The sequence below is a fragment of the Rhizobium sp. PvP014 genome, assembly GCF_017876855.1.
Lineage (GTDB): Bacteria > Pseudomonadota > Alphaproteobacteria > Rhizobiales > Rhizobiaceae > Neorhizobium > Neorhizobium soli.
Genome location: NZ_JAGIOT010000002.1, coordinates 1,777,553 through 1,801,618, shown reverse-complemented (window position 1 = coordinate 1,801,618; position 24,066 = coordinate 1,777,553). Strand labels below are relative to the sequence as shown.

The 24,066-nt window shown below is 61.1% G+C and carries 30 protein-coding genes; 17 read left to right on the top strand and 13 right to left on the bottom strand.

Annotated elements, in window-relative coordinates; all coding sequences use genetic code 11:
- Positions 1-23: 23 nt before the first annotated feature.
- Both J3A65_RS13315 and J3A65_RS13310 read right to left on the bottom strand, forming a co-directional pair.
- Positions 24-1,385 (bottom strand): amidase, encoded by a 1,362-nt coding sequence (locus J3A65_RS13315; protein WP_209903509.1) that lies wholly within the window; start codon positions 1,383-1,385, stop codon positions 24-26.
- A gap of 81 nt (positions 1,386-1,466) precedes the next feature.
- Positions 1,467-1,649 carry a DUF3008 family protein gene (locus tag J3A65_RS13310; protein ID WP_062582591.1) on the bottom strand — a complete coding sequence of 61 codons (183 nt, stop codon included), beginning with the start codon at positions 1,647-1,649 and terminating at the stop codon, positions 1,467-1,469.
- 134 nt (positions 1,650-1,783) lie between these two features.
- Between J3A65_RS13310 and J3A65_RS13305 the strand changes: the two genes are divergently transcribed.
- The 5 genes from J3A65_RS13305 to treY all read left to right on the top strand — a co-directional run bounded on the left by J3A65_RS13305 (position 1,784) and on the right by treY (position 8,222).
- Entirely contained in the window at positions 1,784-2,020 is a 237-nt protein-coding gene (locus J3A65_RS13305; protein WP_162238003.1) for a hypothetical protein, read from the top strand.
- A gap of 162 nt (positions 2,021-2,182) precedes the next feature.
- A complete protein-coding gene (locus J3A65_RS13300) occupies positions 2,183-2,986 on the top strand; it encodes a nucleotidyltransferase family protein (RefSeq protein WP_062457812.1) in 804 nt (267 codons plus the stop codon).
- 74 nt (positions 2,987-3,060) lie between these two features.
- Positions 3,061-3,747: a metallophosphoesterase gene (locus J3A65_RS13295; protein ID WP_192087097.1), complete on the top strand. Its 687-nt coding sequence runs from the start codon at positions 3,061-3,063 to the stop codon at positions 3,745-3,747.
- Positions 3,748-3,876: 129 nt separating this feature from the next.
- Positions 3,877-5,688 (top strand): malto-oligosyltrehalose trehalohydrolase, encoded by a 1,812-nt coding sequence (gene treZ / locus J3A65_RS13290; protein ID WP_209901623.1) that lies wholly within the window; start codon positions 3,877-3,879, stop codon positions 5,686-5,688.
- Positions 5,685-8,222, top strand: a complete 2,538-nt coding sequence (gene treY, locus J3A65_RS13285) for a malto-oligosyltrehalose synthase (RefSeq protein WP_209901621.1) — start codon at positions 5,685-5,687, stop codon at positions 8,220-8,222. The genes treZ and treY overlap by 4 nt, the downstream gene beginning before the upstream one ends.
- A gap of 329 nt (positions 8,223-8,551) precedes the next feature.
- On the opposite strand, the gene J3A65_RS13280 is transcribed toward treY, so the two are convergent.
- From J3A65_RS13280 to J3A65_RS13270, 3 genes are all read right to left on the bottom strand, one after another.
- Positions 8,552-8,800 carry a hypothetical protein gene (locus J3A65_RS13280; RefSeq protein WP_139283784.1) on the bottom strand — a complete coding sequence of 83 codons (249 nt, stop codon included), beginning with the start codon at positions 8,798-8,800 and terminating at the stop codon, positions 8,552-8,554.
- Between the two features lie 99 nt (positions 8,801-8,899).
- The gene (locus tag J3A65_RS13275; RefSeq protein ID WP_209901619.1) at positions 8,900-9,292 is read right to left on the bottom strand and encodes a DUF983 domain-containing protein; all 393 of its coding nucleotides are present in this window, start codon (positions 9,290-9,292) and stop codon (positions 8,900-8,902) included.
- Positions 9,293-9,420: 128 nt separating this feature from the next.
- Entirely contained in the window at positions 9,421-9,711 is a 291-nt protein-coding gene (locus J3A65_RS13270) for a hypothetical protein (protein ID WP_062455134.1), read from the bottom strand.
- Positions 9,712-9,956: 245 nt separating this feature from the next.
- On the opposite strand from J3A65_RS13270, the gene J3A65_RS13265 reads away from it, so the two are divergent.
- Positions 9,957-10,199 carry a hypothetical protein gene (locus J3A65_RS13265; RefSeq protein ID WP_062455136.1) on the top strand — a complete coding sequence of 81 codons (243 nt, stop codon included), beginning with the start codon at positions 9,957-9,959 and terminating at the stop codon, positions 10,197-10,199.
- Between the two features lie 78 nt (positions 10,200-10,277).
- Here J3A65_RS13265 and hutX read toward each other — a convergent pair whose 3' ends face one another.
- Positions 10,278-10,802 (bottom strand): heme utilization cystosolic carrier protein HutX, encoded by a 525-nt coding sequence (hutX, locus tag J3A65_RS13260; protein WP_062455138.1) that lies wholly within the window; start codon positions 10,800-10,802, stop codon positions 10,278-10,280.
- An 8-nt stretch (positions 10,803-10,810) separates the two neighbouring features.
- Positions 10,811-11,158, bottom strand: a complete 348-nt coding sequence (locus J3A65_RS13255; protein WP_174196304.1) for an antibiotic biosynthesis monooxygenase — start codon at positions 11,156-11,158, stop codon at positions 10,811-10,813.
- A gap of 161 nt (positions 11,159-11,319) precedes the next feature.
- Here J3A65_RS13255 and J3A65_RS13250 point away from each other — a divergent pair, with 161 nt between their 5' ends.
- Genes J3A65_RS13250 through J3A65_RS13240 form a run of 3 tightly spaced genes read left to right on the top strand, consistent with a single transcriptional unit; the run spans position 11,320 to position 14,112 of the window.
- A complete protein-coding gene (locus J3A65_RS13250; RefSeq protein ID WP_209901616.1) occupies positions 11,320-12,219 on the top strand; it encodes an ABC transporter substrate-binding protein in 900 nt (299 codons plus the stop codon).
- On the top strand, positions 12,219-13,307 hold the full coding sequence (locus J3A65_RS13245) for an iron ABC transporter permease (RefSeq protein ID WP_082472008.1): 1,089 nt from the start codon (positions 12,219-12,221) through the stop codon (positions 13,305-13,307). Before J3A65_RS13250 ends, J3A65_RS13245 begins: the two co-directional genes overlap by 1 nt.
- 22 nt (positions 13,308-13,329) lie before the next feature.
- A complete protein-coding gene (locus tag J3A65_RS13240) occupies positions 13,330-14,112 on the top strand; it encodes a heme ABC transporter ATP-binding protein (protein ID WP_209901614.1) in 783 nt (260 codons plus the stop codon).
- 1 nt (position 14,113) lies between these two features.
- Here J3A65_RS13240 and J3A65_RS13235 read toward each other — a convergent pair whose 3' ends face one another.
- Positions 14,114-14,470, bottom strand: a complete 357-nt coding sequence (locus J3A65_RS13235; RefSeq protein ID WP_062582604.1) for a YbaN family protein — start codon at positions 14,468-14,470, stop codon at positions 14,114-14,116.
- A 193-nt stretch (positions 14,471-14,663) separates the two neighbouring features.
- On the opposite strand from J3A65_RS13235, the gene galE reads away from it, so the two are divergent.
- The 5 genes from galE to J3A65_RS13210 all read left to right on the top strand — a co-directional run bounded on the left by galE (position 14,664) and on the right by J3A65_RS13210 (position 18,472).
- Complete coding sequence (gene galE / locus J3A65_RS13230; protein WP_209903507.1) at positions 14,664-15,653, top strand: UDP-glucose 4-epimerase GalE; 990 nt, start codon at positions 14,664-14,666, stop codon at positions 15,651-15,653.
- An 11-nt stretch (positions 15,654-15,664) separates the two neighbouring features.
- Positions 15,665-16,060 (top strand): VOC family protein, encoded by a 396-nt coding sequence (locus J3A65_RS13225; RefSeq protein WP_113164972.1) that lies wholly within the window; start codon positions 15,665-15,667, stop codon positions 16,058-16,060.
- Positions 16,061-16,071: 11 nt separating this feature from the next.
- The gene (gene ung / locus J3A65_RS13220; protein WP_113109867.1) at positions 16,072-16,764 is read left to right on the top strand and encodes a uracil-DNA glycosylase; all 693 of its coding nucleotides are present in this window, start codon (positions 16,072-16,074) and stop codon (positions 16,762-16,764) included.
- 143 nt (positions 16,765-16,907) lie between these two features.
- Complete coding sequence (locus J3A65_RS13215) at positions 16,908-17,837, top strand: VOC family protein (RefSeq protein WP_209901612.1); 930 nt, start codon at positions 16,908-16,910, stop codon at positions 17,835-17,837.
- Positions 17,838-17,848: 11 nt separating this feature from the next.
- On the top strand, positions 17,849-18,472 hold the full coding sequence (locus tag J3A65_RS13210) for an alpha/beta hydrolase (protein ID WP_209901610.1): 624 nt from the start codon (positions 17,849-17,851) through the stop codon (positions 18,470-18,472).
- 43 nt (positions 18,473-18,515) lie between these two features.
- Here J3A65_RS13210 and J3A65_RS13205 read toward each other — a convergent pair whose 3' ends face one another.
- Positions 18,516-19,556 (bottom strand): phytanoyl-CoA dioxygenase family protein, encoded by a 1,041-nt coding sequence (locus J3A65_RS13205; RefSeq protein ID WP_209901608.1) that lies wholly within the window; start codon positions 19,554-19,556, stop codon positions 18,516-18,518.
- A 180-nt stretch (positions 19,557-19,736) separates the two neighbouring features.
- Here J3A65_RS13205 and J3A65_RS13200 point away from each other — a divergent pair, with 180 nt between their 5' ends.
- Both J3A65_RS13200 and J3A65_RS13195 read left to right on the top strand, forming a co-directional pair.
- A complete protein-coding gene (locus J3A65_RS13200; protein ID WP_062582616.1) occupies positions 19,737-20,126 on the top strand; it encodes a RidA family protein in 390 nt (129 codons plus the stop codon).
- Positions 20,127-20,325: 199 nt separating this feature from the next.
- Positions 20,326-20,754, top strand: coding sequence for a L,D-transpeptidase (locus tag J3A65_RS13195; protein WP_062457824.1), 429 nt, complete (start codon positions 20,326-20,328; stop codon positions 20,752-20,754).
- Positions 20,755-20,789: 35 nt separating this feature from the next.
- On the opposite strand, the gene J3A65_RS13190 is transcribed toward J3A65_RS13195, so the two are convergent.
- The 3 genes from J3A65_RS13190 to J3A65_RS13180 all read right to left on the bottom strand — a co-directional run bounded on the left by J3A65_RS13190 (position 20,790) and on the right by J3A65_RS13180 (position 22,254).
- A complete protein-coding gene (locus J3A65_RS13190; protein WP_062455153.1) occupies positions 20,790-21,365 on the bottom strand; it encodes a hypothetical protein in 576 nt (191 codons plus the stop codon).
- 177 nt (positions 21,366-21,542) lie between these two features.
- Positions 21,543-21,704 carry a hypothetical protein gene (locus tag J3A65_RS13185; RefSeq protein WP_209901606.1) on the bottom strand — a complete coding sequence of 54 codons (162 nt, stop codon included), beginning with the start codon at positions 21,702-21,704 and terminating at the stop codon, positions 21,543-21,545.
- Positions 21,705-21,906: 202 nt separating this feature from the next.
- Positions 21,907-22,254, bottom strand: coding sequence for a hypothetical protein (locus J3A65_RS13180; RefSeq protein ID WP_092660075.1), 348 nt, complete (start codon positions 22,252-22,254; stop codon positions 21,907-21,909).
- 224 nt (positions 22,255-22,478) lie between these two features.
- Between J3A65_RS13180 and J3A65_RS13175 the strand changes: the two genes are divergently transcribed.
- Positions 22,479-23,033, top strand: a complete 555-nt coding sequence (locus J3A65_RS13175) for a transglutaminase-like cysteine peptidase (protein WP_209901604.1) — start codon at positions 22,479-22,481, stop codon at positions 23,031-23,033.
- Positions 23,034-23,116: 83 nt separating this feature from the next.
- On the opposite strand, the gene J3A65_RS13170 is transcribed toward J3A65_RS13175, so the two are convergent.
- Complete coding sequence (locus tag J3A65_RS13170) at positions 23,117-24,004, bottom strand: DMT family transporter (RefSeq protein WP_113109872.1); 888 nt, start codon at positions 24,002-24,004, stop codon at positions 23,117-23,119.
- Between the last annotated feature and the right edge of the window lie 62 nt (positions 24,005-24,066).

Sequence of the window (24,066 nt, the reverse complement as noted above, 5' to 3'; positions counted from 1 at the left end):
GCCTGCGAAACAATGATCCGGGGTCAGCCCCGGATCACCTCTTCCAGGCCCATGGCAGCGGTCAGAAGCTTCTCGTCGTCGTGAGCAACCGCCGACAGGAGGAATCCGACCGGCATGCCGGCTTCGCCGGTTCCGCAGGGGATCGACACGCCGCACCAGTCGAGGAAATTGCCGTAGCCGGTATTGCGGAGCGTCCTGCCGTTGGCCGCGAAAAACGCCTCGTCGTCGGCCTTCAATGGCGCAATGGCTGGTGCCACATGGGCGACGGAGGGGAAGGCGACGAGGCGACCGGCGATCAGGGCCTCGGTCTCTGCCGTCATCCGGGCGCGAGCATCGATGATTGCGAGATAGTCGGCGGTCGTGGTCTTTTCGCCAAGCCTGGTGCGGGCAACGACGCGCGGGTCCATTCCGCCAGCATCCGCACCCGCCAGTCGTTCTCGATGGAGCGCAAAGGCTTCCGCGGTCACCATCGGTCCGTATTTCGCCATCAGTTGCGGCAGTTCGTCGAAGGACGGGAAGGCGAGGCGGGTGATGCGGGCACCGCCTGCTGCCAGCCTCTCGATCGCTGCCTCGAACGCCTCGACCACACCCGGCTCGGCGCCGTCGAACACGCCATTGGTGGGGATGACGATATCGAGCGTCTGCGTGGGCTTTCGCGGCGTCAGCGGCGTTCCGAGACCCCGCATTGCCGCGTCGATCCACACGGCGTCCTGTACGGTATTGCAAAGCGGTCCCAGCGAATCGAGGCTTCTCGCCAGCGGGAAGACGCCGTCCATGGCATATCGGCCACGGGTCGCCTTGTAGCCGACGACGCCGTTGAAGGCAGCCGGGATGCGGACCGAGCCACCCGTGTCGGTTCCCATGGCAACCGGCACGAGGCCAGCGGCCACGGCCACGCCAGCACCTGACGAGGATCCGCCCGGCACGCGGGGCATGTCTGTCGAGCGCGGATTTTCCGGCGTGCCGTAGGTCGGATTGATGCCGATGCCCGAAAATGCGAATTCGCTCATGTTGGTGCGGCCGATCGCGACCATGCCGGCCTGTTTCAGGAGATCGACGACCGCTGCATCCTTGGTCGCCGCCGGATCTTTGGCCATCACGCTCGAGCCTGCCGTGGTCGAAAGGCCTTCGATGTCGAATAAGTCCTTCCAGGCGATCGGGATACCATCGAGAATTCCGAGCGAGCGATTTTCGCGCAGGCGCTTTGACGCAGCTTGGGCTTCGGAAAGCGCACGGTCCCGCAGAAGCGTCACGAACACGGCCTTGTCGGAATAGGATTCAATCGTCGACAGGACCGATTCAGTCACTTCAACCGCATCAACCTTGCCGAGCTGCAAAAGCGTCGAAAGCTCGGCAATCGACATCGATCCGTAAGACTTGGTCACAGTGCTCATCCTTTATCCGTTCACCTGGGATCAGAGGTGTAACGGATTCGTGCAAAAGGAGAAGACATTGCCGCTCCAGCTTCAGGAAGCGTGTTCCGGCTTTCCCTTGCGTTTCGTGGAGGCCAGTTCGTCGAGCTGCTTTTCGCTCATCGACTTCTCCATGCTTTTGGAAGCACCCTTCAGTTCCGATTTCTTGGTCTCGCCGCGCTTTGCGGAAAGCGCGGCGCCTGCTGCCTTTTGCTGCGCACTTGATTTTGCCGGCATGTCGTCCTCCTTCGTTTCCGCTTAAAACTTGGCAAACCGTTTCCCGGTTCCCGACAGCACGGAACCTCTGCAGCGTCTCGGCGGTTTCCCCACCGGCTCGCCACATTGCTGGCCTGACGACGTCAAAGGAGACCATGATGGAAAACGAAAAGCACGAAGACGACAAGGCGCGCGAACCGGTTCGTGACGAATTGAGCGAGCAGATGGAAACGACCAACCCGGCAGCCGTGCGCGAAGCTGCGCGTCGCGGCGAAATCGACCGTTTCATGGTCAAGACCGATCTTGAAGACATCGACCAGCGCGAAGACGGCGACCAGCCGGACGGACGCCCAAGCCCGATGGCCAATGCGGACAACCAGGAAAAGCCGTGAGGCTGAGCCTGACGCTCAGGCGGGAAACAGCGGGAAAACGCGCTGTTCCCGCTACCCACTGACATTCGGAGAAAACCGATGAATGCCGATGTAGAAAAGCGCCATGGGCTCGCCCCCGCACCGACGGCGGCGCGAGAAACGCCGCCCCATCCGCTCCAGGCAATGCCCGATCTCGAGGTCAAGGCGGCGCCGTTTCTGGCCGATGCCGATGCGGAGGCCTTCGTTGCCGTAGCGCTGGAGGATCTGGTCGATTGCCACATCCCGTTTCTTCTGGCCGGCACGTTCGCGCTCAGCGCCTATACCGGCATTACTCGTCAGACCAAGGATCTCGATATCTTCTGCAAGGCCGGTGACTACGCCCGGATCCTCTCGCATTTCAAACAGAAGGGATACGAGATCGAGGTCGAGGACGACCGCTGGCTGGGCAAGGTCAAGAAGGGGAAGCACTTCTTCGATGTGATCTTTGCAGCCTCCAACGGCACAATGCCGATCAGCGACAGCTGGTTCGAGAATGCCAGACAGATCGAGATGAACGGCCACAAGGTCCGTATTATCGCCCCAACGGAGCTGATCTGGTCGAAATGCTTCGTCCAGCTTCGCCACCGCTACGACGGCGGCGACATCGTCCACACGATCCTGCGCGCCCATGACCAGATCGACTGGGAGCGGCTGCTCAACCATATGGAAGTGCATTGGGAAGTGCTGCTGATCCACCTTCTCAACTTCCGCTGGATCTACCCGACCGAGCGCGACAAGGTTCCTGATTGGCTGCTCGACGAGCTTCTCGACCGCCTGAAGGCGCAGCGCGAACTGCCCCTGCCGCAGATGAAGGTCTGCCGTGGCCGCATGTTCAGCCGCATCGATTTCGAGATCGATGTCAAGGAATGGGGTTTCGCCGACGTCGGTGGCGAGGGAGAGCTGCGCGCGGGCGTCGATGAAAAAACTTTGGAAGGAGGCCCGGTATGAGCAAGTCTGACAAGGCTGCCGAAAAACAGAAGAGCGATCGCAAGAAGCCTGCGGGCCTGCAGCGCATCGCTGCCATGGGCGATCTCCACGTCAAGGAACACGGCTCGGAATCCTACAAGGACCTGTTTGCCGAGATCTCGCTGGAGGCGGACATTCTGGTCCTGACTGGCGACCTGACCGACCTCGGCAAGGTCAAGGAAGCCGAACTGCTGGCCGCCGATCTGCGCTCATGCTCGATCCCGATGGTCGCCGTACTCGGCAACCACGATTATGAATGTGGCTGCGTCGAGGAAGTCACCCACATACTGAAGGACGCCGGCGTCCACCTTCTCGAAGGTCAGGCAGTCGAAATCAACGGCGTCGGTTTCGCCGGAGCCAAGGGTTTTGCCGGTGGCTTCGGGCGTCACATGCTGGGTTCCTTCGGCGAGCCGGCGATCAAGGCGATGGTGGCCGAAAGCGTCGAGGAAACGATGCGGCTCGAAAACGCGCTGCGTCAGGTTCGCTCCGAACGCGCCATGGTCGTGCTCCACTACGCTCCGATCCGCGAGACGGTGGAAGGCGAACCGGAGGAAATCTTCCCCTTCCTCGGCTCGTCGCGTCTGGCCGAAACGATCGACCGCTTCCCGGTCAAGGCCGTTGTCCACGGCCATGCCCACCGCGGCCGCTACGAAGGCAGGACGCCAGGGGGCGCGCCGGTCTATAACGTTGCTTCGCATATCGAAAAGCCGACAGGTCGGCCTTATGCGCTGCTCGATCTCTGAGCGCTTTCCAGGCTGAAAAACATCAGCCTGCGAAAATCACTGATCGTGAAAGGTTTGCCTGTTCCATGATGGAACTGTCACGCCTTTCACTCGTTTGCCGGTCGCTCTCAACCTGATGAAAGGGACCCCATGTCGGACGTCAATGCCGTCGCCGAACTCCGAAGCTTTCCGAAAACCTGGGGAGCGGAATATGTCGCTGCTGGCGAGGTAAGGTTCCGTCTCTGGGCTCCGGGCCAGGAAACGGTCGTGCTCCGTCTCAACGGCAAGGATGCCGAGATGAGCCGCAGCGACGACGGATGGTTCGAGATCCTGGCAACTGGCGTCGAACCAGGCGCGGAATACAACTACGTGCTGGCCGATGGTACCGCTGTCGCCGATCCCGCATCCCGTGCCCAGAAGTCCGAGGTCAACGGAGCTTCGCTTGTCATCGATCCAACCAGTTACGACTGGCAGACAACGGAGTGGACCGGTCGCCCCTGGGAAGAAACCGTCGTTTACGAGATGCATGTCGGCACCTTCACCCCTGACGGCACGTTCCGCGCCGCGATTGAGAAGCTGCCCTATCTCGCCGAACTCGGCATCACCATGGTCGAGATCCTGCCGATTGCGCAGTTCGGCGGCAACCGTGGCTGGGGTTACGACGGCGTTCTTCTTTATGCGCCGCATGCCGCTTATGGCTCGCCCGATGATGTCAAAGCCTTCGTCGATGCCGCTCACGCGCATGGCATCTCCATTGTGCTTGACCTCGTGCTCAATCATTTCGGCCCGGAGGGCAATTATCTGCCGCTTCTGGCGCCCGACTTTTTCCACAAGGAGCGTCAGACACCGTGGGGTGCGGCCATCGCCTATGACGTCGATGCGACCCGCCGCTACATCGTTGAGGCCGCGCTCTACTGGCTGCATGAATACAATTTCGACGGCCTTCGCTTCGATGCGATCGACCAGATCGAGGATATTTCCGACAGCCACGTGCTGAACGAGATCGCCGAGCGCATCCGCGCCGAGATTACCGACCGGCCGATCCACCTGACGACCGAGGACGCCCGCAACATCATCGACCTGCATCCGCGCGACGAAGACGGCAATGCACCTCTGTTTACCGCGGAGTGGAACGACGACTTTCACAATGCCGTCCATGTTTTCGCGACCGGCGAAACGCACGCCTATTACGAAGATTTCGCCAAGCAGCCGGAAAAGCTCGTCGCCCGGGTTCTGGCCGAAGGGTTTGCCTATCAGGGCGAAGTCTCGCCGCATGCCGGCGAAAAGCGCGGCGTGAAGAGCGCAAGCCAGCCGCCCGTCGCTTTTGTGGATTTCATCCAGAACCACGACCAGGTCGGCAACCGCGCCGAGGGCGAACGTCTGATCGAGCTTGCCGGTGCCGATCGCACCAAGGTCCTTTACGCCTCGCTTCTGTTTTCGCCGCATATCCCGCTTCTGTTCATGGGCGAGGAATATGGTGAGACGAACCCGTTCCTGTTCTTCACCGATTTCCACGGCGACCTTGCCAAGGCCGTGCGCGAAGGCCGTGCGAAGGAATTCCAGGGCCATGCCGGCCACGAGGGCGATGTCGTCCCCGATCCGAATGCCAAGACGACCTTCGACGCCTCCAAGCTCGACTGGAAGAAGCACGATAGCCGCGACGGCAAGGAGTGGCTTGCGCTGACGAAGGAACTGCTTTCCCTTCGCCAGCAGCACATCGTGCCGATGCTTGAAACGGCCACCGGCAATTCCGGCAAGGTTCTGAAGACCGACGAGGGCTTCCTGGCCGTCACCTGGACTTTCCCGAAAGGCACGTTGTCGATCGCGCTCAACATCGGCGAAAAGGTGCAGCCGCTTCCCGATCTGCCGGGTGAGACGCTCTTTGCCTGGCCGTCCGAAACGCCGGATCTGCCCCAGAACTCTATCATCGTCCGCCTCGCGCCCGCCGGAGACACCAAGTGAAAATCCCCACATCGACCTACCGTATCCAGTTTCGCAACGGCATGACCTTCGATCGCGCGAGCGAGCTCGTGCCTTACATGAAGCGCCTCGGCATCAGCCACCTCTACGCATCGCCGATCTTCACGGCCACGTCGGAGTCAACCCATGGCTATGACGTGACCGACGCCAACGAGATCGAACCCTCGATCGGTGGTCGCGAAGGCTTCGATCGCATGGTGAAAACGTTGAAGGACGCAGGTCTTGGCCTGATCCTCGATATCGTGCCCAACCACATGGCCGCATCGCTTGAAAACACGTGGTGGCGCGATGTTATTGAAAATGGCCAGAACAGCCGGTTCGCAAAGCATTTCGACATCAACTGGTCGCGCCCGCTGACGCTGCCTTTCCTCGGCGACTCGTTCGAGACTGCACTTTCCAATGGCGACATCTCGGTGAAGCCCGACCCGAAGACCGGAAAGCCGGCTTTCGCCTATTACGACAGCTACTATCCGCTCGCGCCGGAAACCTATCAGGGCCGCGAAACCGAGGTGATCAAACTTACCGACAAGGCATCACTTGTCGAACTGCACGAGCGCCAGCCGTACCGGCTGATGTCGTGGCGGGAAGCGCCGCGCGATCTCTCCTACCGCCGCTTCTTCGAGATCACCGGCCTTGCCGGCGTCCGCGTCGAAGACAAACAGGTATTCGACGACACCCACCGCCTGATCCTCGAACTGGTTCACTCCGGCGCCGTCGACGGTTTGCGCGTGGACCACGTGGACGGTCTCGCCGATCCAAAGGCCTATATCGAGCTTCTGCGCCAGGAAGCTGGTGCCGATTGCTACATCACCGTTGAAAAGATCCTCGGCGAAGGTGAGCACATCCCTGCAGACTGGCCGATCTCAGGCACGACGGGTTACGAGTTCATCGCCTCGCTGTCCGACGCTCTTGTGGACGGCGCACAGATCGCCGGTCTGCGCAAAGCCTATGACGACGTTGTCGGCAAGCCGGTCGACATGGCGGCCGAACTGCGCGCTGCCAAACTTCTGATGGCCGACAAGAACTTCGAGGGCGAGTTCACGGCGCTGCTGAAACTTGCCGTCGCGATCGCCAACACGGATGGCATCAGCGTGGACGAGAAAACCACGAGGTCTGCACTGCGCGAACTGCTGGTCGCATTCCCGGTCTACCGGACCTATGGGACGGAAACAGGTCTGCCGCCGGAGGGCCACGAGATGCTGAAGAGCGTCGTCGACAAGGTCAGGCAGGGCCCGAATGCGCCGGATCAGGCAGGCCTCGATCTGATCACCCGCATCCTCGGCAACGACGTGTCCGAGAAAGCCTCGGGCGATGCGGCCAATTTCCGCACCCGCTTCCAGCAGCTGACCGGCCCGCTGACGGCAAAGTCCGTCGAAGACACGCTGTTCTTCCGTCAGCATATGGCGCTTGCACTCAACGAAGTCGGCGCCGAACCGCTGCCGCGTGACTTCTCGGTCGAGCGTTTCCATCATGACATGGAAACCCGGCTAGAGCGCCAGCCGGATGCGCTGTCTGGGACATCCACGCACGACACCAAGCGCGGCGAAGATGCCCGTGCCCGTCTCTACGTGCTGACCGAGGCGCCCGAACTCTGGGCGGAGTGCGTTGCCCGCTGGCGCAAGATGAACGCGACGAAGGTCGTCTCGCTGGATGATGGCCCGGCACCGGAGCCTGCGGTCGAATGGATGCTCTATCAGGCGCTCGCAGGCGTCTGGCCGACAACGCTGCAGCCGAAGGACGAGAGCGGCCTCAAGGCACTCGAGGAGCGTTTCCTTGCCTATGTCGAGAAGTCGATCAAGGAAGCCAAGCTGCGCACCAACTGGGGTGACAGCAACGAGGCGTACGAGAAAGCTGTGCTCGACTACGCCCGTTACATGCTGTCGCCGGAAAACCAGGAATTCCTGGCGGACTTCTCCTCGGCGCTCCAGCCCTTCATCCGGGCCGGTCTGGTCAACAGCCTGACCCAGACGATCGTCAAGCTGACGGCACCGGGCGTGCCTGACATCTATCAGGGCAGTGAAGCCCTCGATTTCAGCCTTGTCGACCCCGACAACCGTCGCGAACCGGATTTCGCCATGCTGCAGGACCTCCCTGCGGAGAACGACAATCCGGACTCCTCGACAGAGGACGGATGGTTGAGCGGACGGCTGAAACAGCACCTGATCCAGCGTCTGCTGCACCAGCGTCGCGACGCGCCGGACCTGTTCCGCAAGGGCGACTACGTGCCGCTCAAGGCGACCGGAAACCGGGCTAAAAACATCCTGGCCTTCGCCCGCACCGATGGCGATCAAGCCGTGATCGTAATCGTACCGCGGCTTGTCTTCGGCGCGCTCAACGGCGACGTCTATCCGTCACGGGGCGAGCGCTGGGCGGAGACGGAAGTGGAGCTGCCTACACAGCTCGCCAACCGTCGCTACCGCGATCTCTCCACCGGCAAGGACGTCGAGGCCAAGGACAGCATCGCCGTCAACCTCGCTTTTGCCGATCATCCGTTTGCACTGCTGACTGCCGAATAGGCGAGCCCTCATCTGATCACACTGCTCGCCGAAGTGACGGCGGGCAGTGACCCACCCAGGCGGGACGTCACCAATACGAAAAAGGCGCCGGTTCGATCAGAACCGGCGCCTTTTTGTTTCTCCACCTGAACCTGAAGTTCAGTGGAAAAGGGCAATCAAATCAAGCGAATCCAACGAGGTTCAGAACCGCGATTACGATGACGACTGCGCCTACCAACCATACGATGCTATTCATGATAGTGTCTCCTTTTGCTGTTGGGAGGTGAACGGTGAGGCGTAAAAAAGGTTCCTGAAAACGTGATCTCTGCGTCGACAGATGTGAGTCCGCCTCAGGCGCCGGGTGCTGCACTGCCATCGCCCCGGCGCAACCGCTTCAGCTGGTTGACGACGCGCAGGGAATTGTTGGCTCGGAGGGCCGATCCGTCGGAGCTTGTGGACAGGATGCGAAGCATGTCTTCTGCCTCATCCACCGAAATGGTGCCTCTTGCGGCAAGGCCGTCGATCATCAGCAGCATTGCGCCCTCAAGCGCCAGCGACCGCCGCTGTGCTTCCGTCTCAGTCTCTTGCATTTCCGGCATGACAGGCTCCTTGCTTGTCATGTCGAATGGTTGGCGCGGGAAATTGTTCCGGTACTCGCGCGACGAGCGGCAGTCGGAGACCACCCGGTCGCACCAGAATCAGACGTCGTTCGGGCTTCCTTGCAATCTGCCCTCCCGCGCCCGGTAGATATATTGGCTGGCGACGAGCCAGCCTTTCAGCGGTCGCAGCGGCAGGATGCAGGTCAGAAGCAGGAAGGGGAGAGAGATGAGAAGATGCACCCAGAACGGCGGCGAAAACACCGTCTCGATCCACACTGCGAGTGCCACCGAGGGCACGCAGGCAAAGCAGATGACGAAGAAGGCCGGACCGTCTGCGGGATCCGCAAAGGCGTAATCAAGCCCGCACGCTTCGCATCGCGGCCTGATCGTCAGAAAGCCTTTGAAGAGATGGCCCTGGCCGCAGCGCGGGCAGCGCCCTCGCACGCCCGTTTCGTAAGGCGAAAGCGGCGCCCAGTTCCCGTCGTCTGCCATGTTGCCTCCCAATCATGCCATGTCGATCTACCCGACACGGAATAAGTGCAACGGCTGCAACCCACAAGAGGCGCGCGTGAGGCGCGTCAATCTGCCTCGCCCGACGAAAGTCGATCGCAGGACGCCCTCTAGTCGGAGAAGGACTCTGAAATGACGTGCCGATCGATGATGCGCAGGCTGCGGTCCGGCTCGATCACATAGGTCTCGCTCACCCGGTCGCCGAACTGGTCGATGAACTCATGCGGAAACGTGCTGCCGATGGGGGATTTGGTCAGCTTCGAACGCGGCTGGCCGCCATAGGTGATGCTCCCCTTGATCGGGGCAATGTCAGATCCGCCACCACTGGCGCCGGCGGTCGTGCAACTGCTGAGCGCCAGGGCAAGTCCCAGAAGGCCGGCAGAGAAGGCGACGATTTTCATGGCATTATCCTCATTGGTTAGCACACGCTGCACCCACCTCTATCCAACTTAGGGTCCAGAGCGCTTTTGGCTAGATTGACCCATTCTGCCTGTGCGCTCATGCCGTCGGCAGCGGGCGAGCGGGAACCGCGGGCGCCATTTCTTCTCGACGCAACGGTGTCAGTGGGGCATTCTTGTAAACGGACAACCTCCTGAAAGCTCACAGATCGAGCGCGATTCCAATCAACGATCGAAGGGATGAAACAATGGCGCCACGGACGATACCCGCAGAACTCGATGCTGCCTTAACGGCGTTGCCTCTGAGGACCGGCATCTATGTGCCGGAAGATCTTCTGGAAGACTGGTTTGCGCCAGGGACGGGCATGAGCCCTGTCAGTGCCGAGGCGTTGTCGCAGGCCGAAACCTACGGCCGAAAACTCGAGTGCGAGTTCAAATATTACCCGGAAAGATTGGAAGGCGTGTTCTGGAAATGGGTGCCGGCTCTTTAAGGAGCCTGTTGTCCGCTGATCCGCGCTGCTGCGCAAATCGTGTAGGTTCGGAAATTATCCAATCCGAACCTACATCACTTACAGGCTCGCGTAACGATCGCGCAAAGCCTCGAATTTCACCAGCTGATCCGCCATCAGTTCACGGCCAGCGTCGCGCTTGACGAAAACCTTGAACATGGCGGCGCCCTTCTGGTTCATGAACCAGACCGAGCAGGAACGGCGACCATGGAACGCACGGTCGACGAAGGTGATAGAGGCGCAGTTGTCCTTGCGGATGTGGCCACCGATCGGGCTGTCGCCATGGATGTTGAACCAGCCGTGGCTTTCCGATCCGGCCGGAAGGATGCCGTCGATCTCGGCCACCACGTCCTCCGTGTGAACGAGAAACAGCACGACGCCCCAGGTGGTCAGCTCCGACCAGATTTCGTCGAAGCGTTCCTTGCCGGCAATGACGGCCGACCCCTCCGGCAGGACTGCCAGGATTTCTGCCGCCGTCACACCGGCGCCTGCTGCAATCGATTCAACGACGCCGTCGGGCTTTTCTGAGAGGGCTTTGAGCGCGCGTTCGCGGCGGTCGGGCGCGATCTCCGAGTGGGTGTCCATTGGGGACCTCAGGCTGCGTCGGCGGCGCGGACGCCGTTCTTGTCTTCACTGATGATGACTTCGAAACCTTCAAACTGCGGGCCGGAGAGGTATTCGACCTTGCCGCGGTTCTGGCCGGCATTGGCATGGGCAGCGCGGAACTGTTCGGACTTTGTCCAGGCCAGAAAATGCTCAACGGTTTCCCAGATCGTGTGGGAGGCATAGAGCGTGTGATCGTCGGCCTTCGGTCCCTTCAGCATGTGAAACTCGACATAGCCTGGCACTTCGGCAAGCCGGCCCTGGCGGCTTTTCCACATGTCTTCAAACGCTTGCTCGAAGCCCGGCACGACGCGGAAACGGTTCATGGCGATGTACATGGAATCAATCCTCACATAAGTTTCACTTCGCACTCAAGTTATCTCTTGATGCCTGTCTTGAAAACCGGAAAAAACTTGTCTAGTCAACTCAAGTTATAGGGCAGCTGGGGCGGATCGCATCGCAACCGAGTTTGCCCTCTGGTATCACAAGGGCGGGTCTCATGGTTTTCTCTCTCCGGGTTTCCTCACCAAGGTTTGCACATCTGCTTGCGCTTGCCGTCGTCACGTCCGCTGTCGCATTCAGCAGCGCCACGGCATCGGAAACGGGCAATCCGGACGCCCGGCGCATCGTTTCGATCGGCGGCACGATCACCGAAATCCTCTACGATCTGGGCGCCGAGGACCGTATTGTAGCGCGAGATTCCACCAGTTCCTATCCTGCCGCCGCAAATTCCAAGCCTGACGTCGGCTATATCAGGGCACTCTCTGCCGAAGGCATTCTCGGCCAGAAACCTGATCTGATCCTGATGGAAGAGGGGTCCGGTCCGCCACCGGTGCTGGAAATCCTTACGGCCAGCGAGATCCCTGTCGTGGTCATCCCGACGCCGCCGGCTGCGGACAAGATCGGCCAGAAAATCCGCGACGTCGGTGCCGCCGTCGGCCTTGCCGACAAGGCGGGGGTACTCGCCGCAAACACCGAGGACGGACTGAAAGCGCTCGCTGCCGATGTCGCGAAAATTCCCGGCGACAAGAAGAAGGTGCTGTTCGTTCTCTCCGTTGCCAACGGGCGGCTGATGGCGGGCGGTGCCGATACGGAAGCCGGCGCGATCATCGAAATGGCGGGTGGCGTCAATGCCGCGCCCTCGATCAAAGGCTACAAGCCGCTGTCCGACGAGGCGGTGATTGCCGCGGCTCCTGACGTGATCCTCTCCATGTCGCGCGGCGACCATTCGACCACGCCGGATGAGATGTTCGCGCTGCCGTCGATGCAGACGACGCCGGCCGCTGCGTCGAAGGCGCTGATCTCGATGGACGGGTTGCTGCTCTTGGGCTTTGGTCCGCGCACGCCTGACGCCGGCCGGGCGCTTGCCGAAAAACTCTATCCGGATGCGATGCACTGATGATGAAGACGCTGGCCATGCCGTTTCGCAACACGGGCGAGGGCGATCGCACGTCGCAGGGCGTGCTGGTCATCGTCCTTCTCGTAGTGCTCCTGATCGCCGCCTGCCTTCTGTCGCTCGGCGTTGGCCCGACCGGCGTCGGCCTTCGCGATCTCTTCGCCTACCTGACCGGCAACGGCGACAGCCTCACCACCCAGGAACGGGTCATCCTCGAAGCCGTCCGCCTGCCGCGCACGGCGCTCGGCCTTCTGGTCGGCGCGGGGCTCGCTGTCTCAGGTGCGATGATGCAGGGCCTGTTTCGCAATCCGCTCGCCGATCCCGGCATCGTCGGCGTCACATCCGGTGCAGGCCTTGCGGCGGTGCTGGCGATCGTGCTCGGCGGCACGGTGCTTGCCCCGGTCTCGATGCTGCTCGGAAACCAGTTCCTGCCGCTGATGGCGTTTTTCGGCGGCCTGATCAACACCTGGATGCTCTACGTCATCGCCACCCGCGACGGGCGAACCTCGACCACGGCGCTAATCCTTTGCGGCATCGCGATCGGTGCCCTGTCGGGCGCTTTCATGGGCCTTCTGATCGTCATGGCCGATGACCGGCAGTTGCGCGACATCACGTTCTGGAGCCTCGGTTCGCTCGGCGGTGCCACCTACGGGCGGGTGCTGTCGATCCTTCCGTTCATCGTCTTCGTCATGGCGATCATCCCCTTCGTGGCGCGGGGTCTCGATGCGCTGGTGCTTGGCGATGCCGCAGCCTTCCACATGGGCGTGCCGGTGCAGCGGCTGAAGCGGATCGTCATCGTCGCGGTTGCAGCGGCCTGCGGCTCCACGGTCGCCGTCGCCGGCTCGATCGGTTTTGTCGGGATCGTGGTGCCGCATCTGCTGCGGCTTGCGATGGGGCCATCGCACCGGTTTCTGCTGCCGGGATCGGCACTCGGCGGCGGCGCGCTTCTGCTGATCGCCGATGCGGTGGCACGAACCGTTGCCGCCCCCGCGGAACTGCCGATCGGGGTGATTACGGCGCTGTTCGGCGCGCCGGTCTTCCTGTTCCTGCTGATCGGACGCAACGGCATCGGCATGCGGGACCTGCCATGAGGGGCATACGAGGAGGACGGGCATGATCAGGGCAGAAAACGTCACCGTCAGCCGCGCCGGTCGCAAGCTGATCGACAGCGTCAGCCTGACGCTGGACCCCGGCCGTTTCAGCGTGGTGATTGGCCCGAACGGTGCCGGAAAATCGACGCTGATGAAGGTCCTGTCCGGTGAGATGGTCCCGGATAGCGGTCATGTTTCCTACTACGGTGCCGATGTGGCGGCCTGCAAGCCGGTCGATCTGGCGAGGCGCCGAGCGGTGCTACCGCAGGCGACGCAGCTGGCCTTTCCCTTCTCGGCGCTGGAGATCGCCCGCATGGGCGCGGTCGCTCATGGGTCGCTCAATCCGGACGAAGAAGCGCGCAAGGCCTTGGCACGCGTGGGCCTGCGCGGTTTCGAAAGCCGGCCCTATCCGTCGATGTCGGGCGGCGAGCAGCAGCGCGTCCAGTTTGCCCGCGCGCTGGCGCAGGTGCCGAGACCTGTGGTCGACGGCGTGCCTTGCGCGCTGTTTCTCGACGAGCCGACCGCCAGTCTCGATCTGGGCCACCAGATCTCGGTGCTCGAAACCGCCCGCGATTTTGCGGCTGCCGGTGGCATGGTTCTCGCCATCCTGCACGACCTCAACCTTGCTGCGGAATTTGCCGACCATTTGGTGGTTTTGAACCACGGCTGCGTGGTTGCGGAAGGACCCTGCCATGACACGGTGAGCGACGAGATGATCGCTTCTGTCTATGGCATCGCCGGTGCCGTCGGTCGCGTGCCGGCAGCGCATGTGCCTTACGTTCTGCCGCAGTCGCGGCATCGCTAGCTCAGGCGTCCGGTCGCGTCAGCATGAAGATGGCCGGGCCGATCATCAGCGCGGCAACCAGAATGGCGAGCCAGGCTGCCGGGTGCGAGCCGAACCAAAAGCCGGTATAGCTGACGGCCATCAGCGAGATCGCCGTGACCTTTGCCCTTCGCGAAATAGCGCCGCGCTCGCGCCAGTTCCTGAGCGGCGGGCCCAGCGTCTCATGGTCCATCAGCCAGGCTTCCAGCTTTGGCGACGAGCGCGCAAAGCAGGCGACGGCCAGCAGCAGGAATGGCGTCGTCGGCAGGATCGGCAGGAAGGCGCCGATCACGCCAAGCCCCACGAACAGCCAGCCGAGACTGAGAAAGATGTAACGCATCAAAGGACCTACGGGAATCTGCTGACAAGGATAGACAAGTTCGCGGCGCCCGTCTTCATGTAAAGAATCAACTGCACGGGGATGCTGTCTGGTGTTCTGCCATGGGGAGCGGGACCCCTGATATGGCCTCTACCCTTCCCATTTGAAACCCTGTCGGTATAGTGCCGCCGATTTCGAAGAAGCAGGAGCGATGATGTCTAAGAAAAAGGTGCTTGTCGTTGGTGGGGCAGGGTATATCGGGTCCCATACGTGCCTCGTTCTGGCGGACCGGGGTTACGAGCCCGTCGTTTTCGACAATCTTTCCAACGGCCATGCGGAATTTGTCCGTTGGGGCGAGCTCGAACAGGGCGATATCCGCGACCGTGCACGGCTCGACGAAGTGCTCGCCAAGCACAAGCCGGACGCCATCCTGCATTTCGCCGCGCTGATCGAAGTCGGCGAATCCGTCAAGAACCCGGTCGGCTTCTACGACAACAATGTCATCGGTGCGCTGACGCTTCTGTCGGCCGCGATCGACGCCGGCGTGAAGGCCTTCGTGTTCTCCTCGACCTGCGCAACTTACGGTCTTCCAGACCGGGTGCCGATGGACGAGACGCACAAGCAGGCGCCGATCAACCCTTACGGCCGCACCAAATTCATCATCGAGCAGGCGCTGAAAGACTACGGCACCTACAAGGACCTGAAATCGGTCATGCTGCGCTATTTCAACGCCGCCGGTGCCGATTTCGAAGGCCTGATCGGCGAATGGCACACGCCCGAAACCCATGCGATCCCGCTTGCCATCGAGGCAGCGCTTGGCCGTCGCCAGGGCTTCAAGGTGTTCGGCGACGATTACGACACGCGTGATGGTACCTGCGTCCGCGACTATATCCATGTTCTCGATCTGGCCGACGCGCATGTCCGCGCCGTCGATTACCTGCTCGCGGGCGGCGATACGGTCGAGCTCAATCTCGGCACCGGCACCGGCACCACTGTGAAGGAACTGCTGGACGCCATTTCCGACGTGTCGGGCAAGCCGTTCCCGGTCGAATATGTCGGCCGCCGCGAAGGCGATTCCACCTCGCTCGTCGCCAACAACGACAAGGCCAAGGCCGTGCTCGGCTGGGAGCCCCAATATTCCCTGCAAGACATCATCCGCTCAGCCTGGAACTGGCATTCCAAGTCGAACCACATCCTTCGTTAAGGAGCGCTCCGATGGCAAAGATGGTGCATTCGATGATCCGCGTGCTGGACGAAGCGCGCTCGGTCGAGTTCTACGACAAGGCGTTCGGCCTGAAGGTCGCCGATCGCAGGCCGTTCGACGGTTTCACGCTGATCTACCTCTCCAATCTCGAAACCGGTTTCGAACTGGAACTGACGGTCAACGGCAATCGTTCTGAACCCTACAACCTTGGAGACGGTTACGGCCATCTGGCGGTGACGGTCGAGGATGTCGAGGCGGAACACAAGCGCTTCTCCGAACTGGGCCTGACGGTGGGCAAGCTTGCGGACATGCCGCATGAGGGCCGGCCGTTTGCAAAATTCTTCTTCGTCACCGATCCGGATGGTTACAGGACCGAAGTCATCCAGCGCGGCGGACGTTTCACCTAAAGGACACCTGCATGGCGGACGGCGATATCAAGCTCGAGGAAACCTGGAAATTCGCGCTCGAAACCGAGTTCGAAGATCCGTATATGGCCGATCTCAAGAGCTTCCTTGTGTCCGAGAAGAAGGCGGGAAAGCTCATCTTTCCAAAGGGTTCGGAGTATTTCCGCGCACTTGACCTGACGCCGCTCGATGAGGTTAAGGTGGTGATCCTCGGACAGGACCCGTATCACGGTGAAGGCCAGGCGCATGGCCTGTGCTTCTCCGTCCGGCCCGGTGTTCGTATCCCGCCATCACTCGTCAACATCTACAAGGAAATGGAAGCGGATCTCGGCATCGCGCCGGCAAAGCACGGTTTTCTCGAACACTGGGCCGAACAGGGCGTGCTGCTTTTGAACAGCGTGCTGACCGTGGAAGAGGGCAAGGCCGCGGCGCATCAGGGCAAGGGTTGGGAACGCTTCACGGACGCTGTCATCCGCACCGTCAACGAGGAATGCGACGGCGTCGTCTTCATTCTCTGGGGAGCCTATGCCCAGAAGAAGGCGGCTTTTGTCGATGAGGAACGGCATCTCGTCATCAAGTCCGCCCACCCGTCGCCGCTCTCGGCCCATAACGGGTTTCTGGGCTCCAAGCCGTTTTCCAAGGCGAATGAGTATCTGCAGTCCATCGGCAAGGATCCCGTCGACTGGGAGCTGCCGGAAACTGTCTGAGTGGTGAACGCTTCGGTCATCTCGTCAACGAAAAATGAACAATCCGTTCGGATGTGATCCTCTATCCAATTCGCATCCGATCACCAATTATCACCCCAGACAACGGCTCGCTCCCGAGCCGACAAATTGAAAAGGGGTTTGACATGATTAACCAGATCAAGGGCCTCCACCACGTCACGTCGATGGCGGCCAGCGCGTCCACCAACAACCGGTTCTTCACCGATACGCTCGGTCTGCGCCGGGTCAAGAAGACCGTCAACTTCGACGCACCTGACGTCTACCATCTCTATTACGGCGACGAAATCGGCACGCCCGGCTCGGTCATGACCTATTTCCCGTTCCCGCATATCGCCAGGGGTCGTCCGGGCTCAGGCGAGGTGGGTACGACCGTGTTCTCCGTGCCGCAGGGCTCGCTCGGCTACTGGACGGATCGTCTGACGAAAGCGGGTGCCGATGGTCTGAAGGCCGATGAAGCCTTCGGCGAAAAGCGCTTGCAGTTTGCAGGTCCCGACGGCGACGGGTTTGCGCTGGTCGAAGTCAAGGATGACGACCGTGCCCAGTGGACCGGCAACGGCGTCGGTGCCGACGAAGCGATCCGCGGCTTTCATTCAGCGTCGCTCAGACTGCGCGACGACGGTGCCAATGCCGAGCTCTTGAAGTTCATGGGCTACGAGCAGGTTGATGCGAGAGACGGTGTCACCCGCTTCGGCATGCCCGGCGGCAACGGCGCCGACTTTATCGACGTCGACACGATGCCGAACATTTCGGGCGCCCGTCTCGGTGCCGGCTCCGTGCATCACCTGGCGTTTGCGGTCGAAAACCGTGAAAAGCAGCTCGAAGTTCGCAAGGCGCTGATGGATACAGGTTACCAGGTCACGCCGGTGATCGACCGCGATTACTTCTGGGCCATCTACTTCCGCACGCCCGGCGGCGTGCTGTTCGAGATCGCGACCAATGAACCCGGTTTCGATCGCGACGAGGATACCGCGCATCTGGGCGAAGCCCTGAAGCTGCCAACCCAGCACGAGCATATGCGCTCAGTGCTCGAAGGGCATCTGGAGCCGCTGGCTTAAGGAGAGATACGATGAGTTTCGACAGTTATGAGCACCGGGCGCGGCCCGGTGCTCCCGGTGCACCGATCCTGTTCACCTTTCATGGCACGGGCGGCGACGAGAACCAGTTCTTCGATTTCGCGAGCCGGCTCGTTCCGGGCGCGACGATTATCTCTCCGCGCGGCGACGTCGCCGAGCATGGGGCGGCGCGCTTTTTCCGACGCAAGGCGGAAGGGGTCTACGATCTCGACGATCTCGCCCGTGCGACCAAGCGGATGTCGGAATTCGTGGAGGCCAATCGCGACCGCTACGAATCCTCGACCGTGCTGGGCCTCGGATTTTCGAACGGCGCCAACATTCTTGCCAATGTGATGATCGAAAGGCCCGGCCTGTTCGAGGCTGGCGTGCTGATGCATCCGCTCATCCCGTTCACGCCGCCTGCGCGGACGACGGGCGAAAAGGCGCATGTGCTGATCACGGCCGGCGAGCGGGATCCGATCTGCCCGGTCCCGCAGACGCAGGCACTTGCGGATTATCTCCGCGCGGCCGGTGACGAGGTCACGCTGGAATGGCATGCCAGCGGCCACGAGATCCGCCCGAACGAGATCGAAGCGATCAAGACGTTCCTAGCGCCCTACGGCGCCCGAAGCGAATAAACAAGTCCGCCGAGCCCGCAAATCCGCGAGTTTGGCGGAACCGTCAGATATGCGGTTCGGAATAGGCCGTGCACTCGCCGACATCCTGCCATGTCGGCTTTCTGCCGGCGCGCTTTGCCTTGCGGTCGGAATGACCGAGATAGAGATCGAGGCGGCGGTCATGCAGGCCGGGAATGAAGCTCAACGGTGAGAAGGGCAGCGGCGAGAACGGATTGGTGCGGTGATAGGCATGCAGTTCGACCCGCATCGTGTGCTTGAAGCTGACCGCGCGCGAATGGAACGCATAGGTATCGGCAACGACAAGCGTATTGGCCGGCACAGTCACCTTCTTCGGCTCGAAATCACCAAGCGTGGTCAGCTCTTCCGGCGTAATCCGAAATGATCCGTCGGCGTGATGGGCGCGGTTGTCCGTGCTGGCGATCAGGCTTTGCCGATATTCCCATTCGATCCGCTTTTCCGTCAGCTTGTGGCTGCCCGGCACGAATACGAAGGGACCGTTGTCCGCCTCCACATCATCGAGAAACAGCCAGGCCTTGGAGGTCGAGTGAAACGTGTCCGCGTGCAGTGCGGTCTGCGGATCGGCCTTGGCCAGCGCCGGTTCGGCAATCACCGTCTGGATGAAGTGGATCGGATCGCCGCCGGCACCGCCGACATAGCGCAGGAGGCCGGCGATCGACTGGTTGTGGCTGAAGCGAGCCAGATCCGGCAGGCGATTCAGCGCTGTCGGGCCGATCGGAATCATCCGCGTCACCGCCTGTCCCTGCCGCATCTCGCGTGCCGGCAGAGGCTCGCTCTTGAGGAAATCCCGGATGCGCAGGAAGACGTCCTGCGGCAATGCGTTTTGCCGGATCACGAACCCGTCGCGATCAAACGCGCTGCGTTCCTCCGGTCTGACCTGTGACCCCAGGATGCGGCGACGGTAGTCTGCCATCCAAGCGGCTATCCGCACCCGCTCCCGATGCAGGCCAAGCTCGTTCAGGTGCGGATGGCCGATCAGCGGGTTTCTGCGAAACGACTTGTCGCTGCCAAGAATGCCAAGCGCCAGCCGCGGATAGCGCCACCATTGAATTGTCTGCTGCGCCATACCCAACCCCGTATCTTCGTCGCTGCGATCATACCATCAGGCATTGAGGCCGCAAGGGATCAGGTCGCCTGCTCTTTGCCCCGTCCCAGGCTCGTTTTCAGGGGAGGGTTGGCTTGCAGCGTCGGCCGTTGAGAGGTCTAGTGCGCCATTGCCATGCTTTGAAGAGAGTAGCATTCCTCGATGAAGACGACATTCAATCCGCCATCCGTCCGTCAGCCGTTCGGCGCCTACAATCACGGTCTGCTCGTGCCGCCAGGAGCCAGTCTGCTGGTCACCTCGGGCCAGCTCGGCATTGGCCTTGACGATGCGATCCCGGCCGATGTTACCGCCCAGGCAGAACTCTGCTTTAAGGCGATTGGGGCGATCCTTGACGAGGCCAAGATGACCTATGCCGACGTCATCCGCATTTCCGGCTTCGTGACGAGGCGCGAGGACTTCCAGGCCTACATGGCGGTGCGCGATCGTTTCACGCTCGACCCAAAGCCAGTCTCGACGCTGATCATCGTCGGCGGATTCACCCGCGCGGAATTTCTGGTCGAGGTCGAGGTGACGGCTGCGAAGGTATTTTAGGGCGGATCTCGCTTTGCCACGATACTATCAGGATCAAATGGTAATAGTCTTGTCAGTTGATGCCTTATTTTCGAAATTTACTGTGCCGATTAAACAAAATTCGAAATAATCAACGACGGCCACGCTAGCCTATATTGAAACGTTTCTCGCAAAGTGATGATGTCTTTTCATGGTAAGGGGCTTTCCGGGGGGGCATTTCATGCGCCACTACATGGTTGGAGCTGCACTGTTTTCGTGTGCGCTTGTCTTTGCGTCGTCCGCACTGTCCGCCGGCCTGGTCGCCAGCGTCAGCCTGTCGTCCCAGACGATGACGGTGAGCGAAGACGGTGTTGATGTCTACCGCTGGCCGGTATCGACCGCTCGGAAAGGCTACAGCACGCCGCTCGGCAGCTGGAGCGCAAAATGGCTGTCGAGGAGCCACAGGTCGCGCAAGTACGACAACGCGCCAATGCCGTTCGCCGTGTTCTACAATGGCGGCTATGCCGTGCATGCGACGTTCGATACCAAGCGCCTCGGTCGACCAGCCTCCCATGGCTGTATCAGGCTGCATCCGGAAAATGCCGCAACCTTTTTCGCGCTGACGAGCCGGTATGGAACCGCTAACACCCGCATCGTCGTCGGCTACTAGGCCGTGTGCAGCTTAGCCTGCACGGGAACCAAGGTTCAGTATCCGCAACGGCGCAGTTGCGCCTCGTATCTGGCTGCCATGGCGGCAGATTTCTTTGCGGTCTGGCGAACCCCGCCGCCGAACTGGCCGCGCTCATAGCCGCCGTGGCCGGTATAGTAGGCGAGGTAGAGGTTGTAGGTATCGCTGAGGGGGATGTTGTTCCGGATATGGCTCTGGTGGTGATACCAGCCGACAAAGCGGATGGCATCGCCGAAGTCACTGCGGCTGGCGGCCCAGCGACCCGTCGATTTGCGGTAACCGTCCCAGGTTCCGTCCAGCGCCTGTGCGTAGCCATAGGCCGAAGAGATACGGCCCCAGGGAATGATGCCGAGCACATATTTGCGCGGCGGGCGGGCGCGGGCGCGGAAACTCGACTCGACGTAGATCGTCGCCATCAGGATCGGGACCGGCACGCCGTATTCGCGGCTTGCTGCGCGCGCCTGGCGGGCCCAGTTGTTGAAAAGCCCGTCTCTCTGCTCGAAAATCGCGCAGGCATCTCCGATCCGGCTCGGCGCGGAGGCGCAAGCCGTGAGGGACATCATCAGAAGGGCGATGTAAAACGCATTACGCATCGCGCGTTCTTTCAGGCTTGGACTTAAGGCTCTATCTCTGAGGTTTCAGACTGGAACAATGCCACTAAAACTTAACGAAAAGTTTAACGGCCCAGAAAGCAGCCGAAAGGCTCCACGCGCTCGCCTCGGCGCGATGGTTTGCGATCGTCGACATTGAAGGGGTTGCGGAGACTCGGACTAATCGTCGAGGTATCGTTCGTGGTCCTCGACCATCACTTTTTTGGAGAAGGCTGACTGGATCAGCGCTGCGGGCAAAAGCACGATAAACGCGACCACGGTGGCGACACCGTAGGCGAGGGCGGCCAGCGCCCATAGAATGCGGTTGATCATCGGCTTCATCCAAATTGCCCGATCGGTTGCCTCGGCCCGCACACATAGCACGAAGATCTCTCCAATTCATGAGTATGTTTTCACATACACGAGCTGCGCAGAAAAGTTTTATAGCGCAGTCGCAGGGGCGTTCGCTGAAGCCCCGATATCGAAAGAAAAAGGCCGCTCAATGGAGCGGCCTTGATCATGTCTGCGATACGCCAGAGGGCGATCAGCAAGTTGGATTGGTTTCCATGGTCATCATGGCTCCACCGGCGGTACCAGTGTTGGTGCTGGCGCCCGGATTGGAGTTGTTGCCGGAAGCCACGCCCGGATCCTTCATCGTGCCTGCCTGGCAGTTGGTCGATGGCGTTGTGCCGGATGTGCTGTTGGTCGAGGACGAATCCACGCCCGGCAGCGACGTTGTCGGCGCGGTCTGTTCGACACCGGACATCGGCATCGACTTGCCGGTGCTTCCGGATCCGTCATTGCCGCCCGAACCGGAGCCGCTGGTCTGTGCAAAAGCCGAGGTTGCGAGACCGAGCGAAAGGGCTGCGACGGTGATTAGTTTAATGCTCATGGGAATGTTTCCTTCTTGTTGTCCTCACAGTTACCAAACCGCCCCAGGTGCAGTTGGTTCCAGCTATTGCGCGCCAATTCCTTTTGTGTGCCAGCGCGGGAAAAAAATGGATTTCAATAAAATTGCATCTATTCGTTTAAGCGCGCCGCAAACCTGGCTGCGTATGGTCGTCCCATAACGAAACGAGATGGCAACAGAGCCATCCGCCAAACAGGGTACGGGCCATGATCAAGAAGCTCATCATTTCCGCGATCGTACTGACCGCGCTGGTTGCAGGCAAGGAAGCCAATGCTGCAGGTCCGGGCTCGTTTGCCCGCTCGCTCTCAGGCGTTTCCGCTCTCCACATGCAGGTCGCCCAGAACCGTACCCATGGCGCTGAAGGCTCCAACACGATTTCCGAATTTACCATCGACCAGGCCCACGAACTGAAGCGCGTCAACGACGCGGTCGACGGCACGCTTGCAGCCGTCGACGGCTATCTCGACACGTTCGCCGACGACCTTGCTGCCGATCAGGATCTCTGCCTCGATTGCGCCGATCTCAAGCGCGACCATCTCGTTTCCATCGGCTGGGATAGCCGCAACCTGACGATCGGCTACGCTCTCAACGACGAGGGCCGGATCGAACGGGTCCTGGTTGTTGCAACGCCGCGCGGCGACATCGTGCTCTCGCATGGCGGCCTGACGGTCGACAGGACTGCCCGGACGATGACCGAGACCACGAAGGCTAGCGATGCTCTGCCTTCGCCAGCTGCCACTGCCGACCATTACGATATCTAAAGCTCACTGACCCTGCTGGCCGGTGGCGTCGACGTGCCCTGACGCTGCCGGCCCTTTTTTTCCAAGTTGTCGCCCGTTCGCGTCTATCGCTGTGCGGGCTTTCCCCATTCTGCGATGGCAATGCCGCCAAGCGCTAGAACCAGCGCCACGATGTGGAATGCCTGCAGGTTTTCGCCAAGAACGATCACCGAAAGCAGGGTGCCAAAAACAGGCACGAGATTGATGAACAGGCCGGCCCGGTTGGCACCGATCTCCTCGACGCCGCGGATATAGAGCACCTGCGCGATCAGCGATGCGAAAACGGCGGTGTAGACTGCGATGATCCAGCCGTTGGCGTCCGGCCAGATCATTCGGTCAGCCGAATATTCCCAGGCGGCGGCGGGAATGCTGCCGAGCAGGGCGAACAGCGCCGGGATTGCCATCAGGCTGCGCCAGCTGATGGCCGGACGAAAACGCAGCGCCACCGTATAGACCGCATAGGCGACGATCGCGATCATCATGACCGCATCGCCGAAATTGACGCTCAGCGTGACGATGGTCGACAGGTCGCCATGGGCTGCCGTCAAAAGCCCGCCCATCAGGGTCAGCGCGAAGCCGACGATCTGCAGCCAGGATACTTTCATCCGGAACAGCACGAAATTGAACAGGAAGATCAGCACCGGAATAAGCGTCTGCTCGACGGTGACGTTGATCGCCGTGGTGTAATTGACCGCGGTGTAGAGCGCCGCATTGAAGACGACGTAGCCGACGAGGCCGAGAAAGGCGAGAAGCGGCAGGTTCGACCGGATCACCGGCCAATCGCGGCGAAGATCGGGTATGGAGATCGCGAAAATGATGACGGTCGCAAACGCCCATCGCCAGAAGGTCAGGAGCATCGGGCTGATATGACCGATCGCAAGCTTGCCCGCGACCGCATTGCCGCCCCAGCACAGCGTCGCGACGATCAGGAAGATATAGGCTCTGCGGTACACGATAATCTCCTCCGCGTGCCGTATCGACGGCCCGTCCTTGCCCTATCGTCTTTCGTCGGCGC

What these genes read in the sequence shown, in the direction of transcription:
- J3A65_RS13255 (WP_174196304.1), bottom strand. Translation starts at nt 11,158, where the DNA reads ATGTACATCGCCATGAACCGTTTCCGCGTCGTGCCGGGCTTCGAGCAA.
- J3A65_RS13190 (WP_062455153.1), bottom strand. Translation starts at nt 21,365, where the DNA reads ATGCGTAATGCGTTTTACATCGCCCTTCTGATGATGTCCCTCACGGCT.
- J3A65_RS13270 (WP_062455134.1), bottom strand. Translation starts at nt 9,711, where the DNA reads ATGAAAATCGTCGCCTTCTCTGCCGGCCTTCTGGGACTTGCCCTGGCG.
- J3A65_RS13235 (WP_062582604.1), bottom strand. Translation starts at nt 14,470, where the DNA reads ATGCGTTACATCTTTCTCAGTCTCGGCTGGCTGTTCGTGGGGCTTGGC.
- J3A65_RS13225 (WP_113164972.1), top strand. Translation starts at nt 15,665, where the DNA reads ATGGCAAAGATGGTGCATTCGATGATCCGCGTGCTGGACGAAGCGCGC.
- J3A65_RS13295 (WP_192087097.1), top strand. Translation starts at nt 3,061, where the DNA reads ATGGGCGATCTCCACGTCAAGGAACACGGCTCGGAATCCTACAAGGAC.
- hutX (WP_062455138.1), bottom strand. Translation starts at nt 10,802, where the DNA reads ATGGACACCCACTCGGAGATCGCGCCCGACCGCCGCGAACGCGCGCTC.
- J3A65_RS13205 (WP_209901608.1), bottom strand. Translation starts at nt 19,556, where the DNA reads ATGGCGCAGCAGACAATTCAATGGTGGCGCTATCCGCGGCTGGCGCTT.
- J3A65_RS13185 (WP_209901606.1), bottom strand. Translation starts at nt 21,704, where the DNA reads ATGAAGCCGATGATCAACCGCATTCTATGGGCGCTGGCCGCCCTCGCC.
- J3A65_RS13300 (WP_062457812.1), top strand. Translation starts at nt 2,183, where the DNA reads ATGCCCGATCTCGAGGTCAAGGCGGCGCCGTTTCTGGCCGATGCCGAT.
- treZ (WP_209901623.1), top strand. Translation starts at nt 3,877, where the DNA reads ATGTCGGACGTCAATGCCGTCGCCGAACTCCGAAGCTTTCCGAAAACC.
- J3A65_RS13310 (WP_062582591.1), bottom strand. Translation starts at nt 1,649, where the DNA reads ATGCCGGCAAAATCAAGTGCGCAGCAAAAGGCAGCAGGCGCCGCGCTT.
- ung (WP_113109867.1), top strand. Translation starts at nt 16,072, where the DNA reads ATGGCGGACGGCGATATCAAGCTCGAGGAAACCTGGAAATTCGCGCTC.
- J3A65_RS13240 (WP_209901614.1), top strand. Translation starts at nt 13,330, where the DNA reads ATGATCAGGGCAGAAAACGTCACCGTCAGCCGCGCCGGTCGCAAGCTG.
- J3A65_RS13215 (WP_209901612.1), top strand. Translation starts at nt 16,908, where the DNA reads ATGATTAACCAGATCAAGGGCCTCCACCACGTCACGTCGATGGCGGCC.
- J3A65_RS13275 (WP_209901619.1), bottom strand. Translation starts at nt 9,292, where the DNA reads ATGGCAGACGACGGGAACTGGGCGCCGCTTTCGCCTTACGAAACGGGC.
- J3A65_RS13210 (WP_209901610.1), top strand. Translation starts at nt 17,849, where the DNA reads ATGAGTTTCGACAGTTATGAGCACCGGGCGCGGCCCGGTGCTCCCGGT.
- J3A65_RS13180 (WP_092660075.1), bottom strand. Translation starts at nt 22,254, where the DNA reads ATGAGCATTAAACTAATCACCGTCGCAGCCCTTTCGCTCGGTCTCGCA.
- J3A65_RS13245 (WP_082472008.1), top strand. Translation starts at nt 12,219, where the DNA reads ATGATGAAGACGCTGGCCATGCCGTTTCGCAACACGGGCGAGGGCGAT.
- J3A65_RS13200 (WP_062582616.1), top strand. Translation starts at nt 19,737, where the DNA reads ATGAAGACGACATTCAATCCGCCATCCGTCCGTCAGCCGTTCGGCGCC.
- J3A65_RS13280 (WP_139283784.1), bottom strand. Translation starts at nt 8,800, where the DNA reads ATGCCGGAAATGCAAGAGACTGAGACGGAAGCACAGCGGCGGTCGCTG.
- J3A65_RS13305 (WP_162238003.1), top strand. Translation starts at nt 1,784, where the DNA reads ATGATGGAAAACGAAAAGCACGAAGACGACAAGGCGCGCGAACCGGTT.
- J3A65_RS13265 (WP_062455136.1), top strand. Translation starts at nt 9,957, where the DNA reads ATGGCGCCACGGACGATACCCGCAGAACTCGATGCTGCCTTAACGGCG.
- J3A65_RS13175 (WP_209901604.1), top strand. Translation starts at nt 22,479, where the DNA reads ATGATCAAGAAGCTCATCATTTCCGCGATCGTACTGACCGCGCTGGTT.
- galE (WP_209903507.1), top strand. Translation starts at nt 14,664, where the DNA reads ATGTCTAAGAAAAAGGTGCTTGTCGTTGGTGGGGCAGGGTATATCGGG.
- J3A65_RS13250 (WP_209901616.1), top strand. Translation starts at nt 11,320, where the DNA reads ATGGTTTTCTCTCTCCGGGTTTCCTCACCAAGGTTTGCACATCTGCTT.
- J3A65_RS13195 (WP_062457824.1), top strand. Translation starts at nt 20,326, where the DNA reads ATGCGCCACTACATGGTTGGAGCTGCACTGTTTTCGTGTGCGCTTGTC.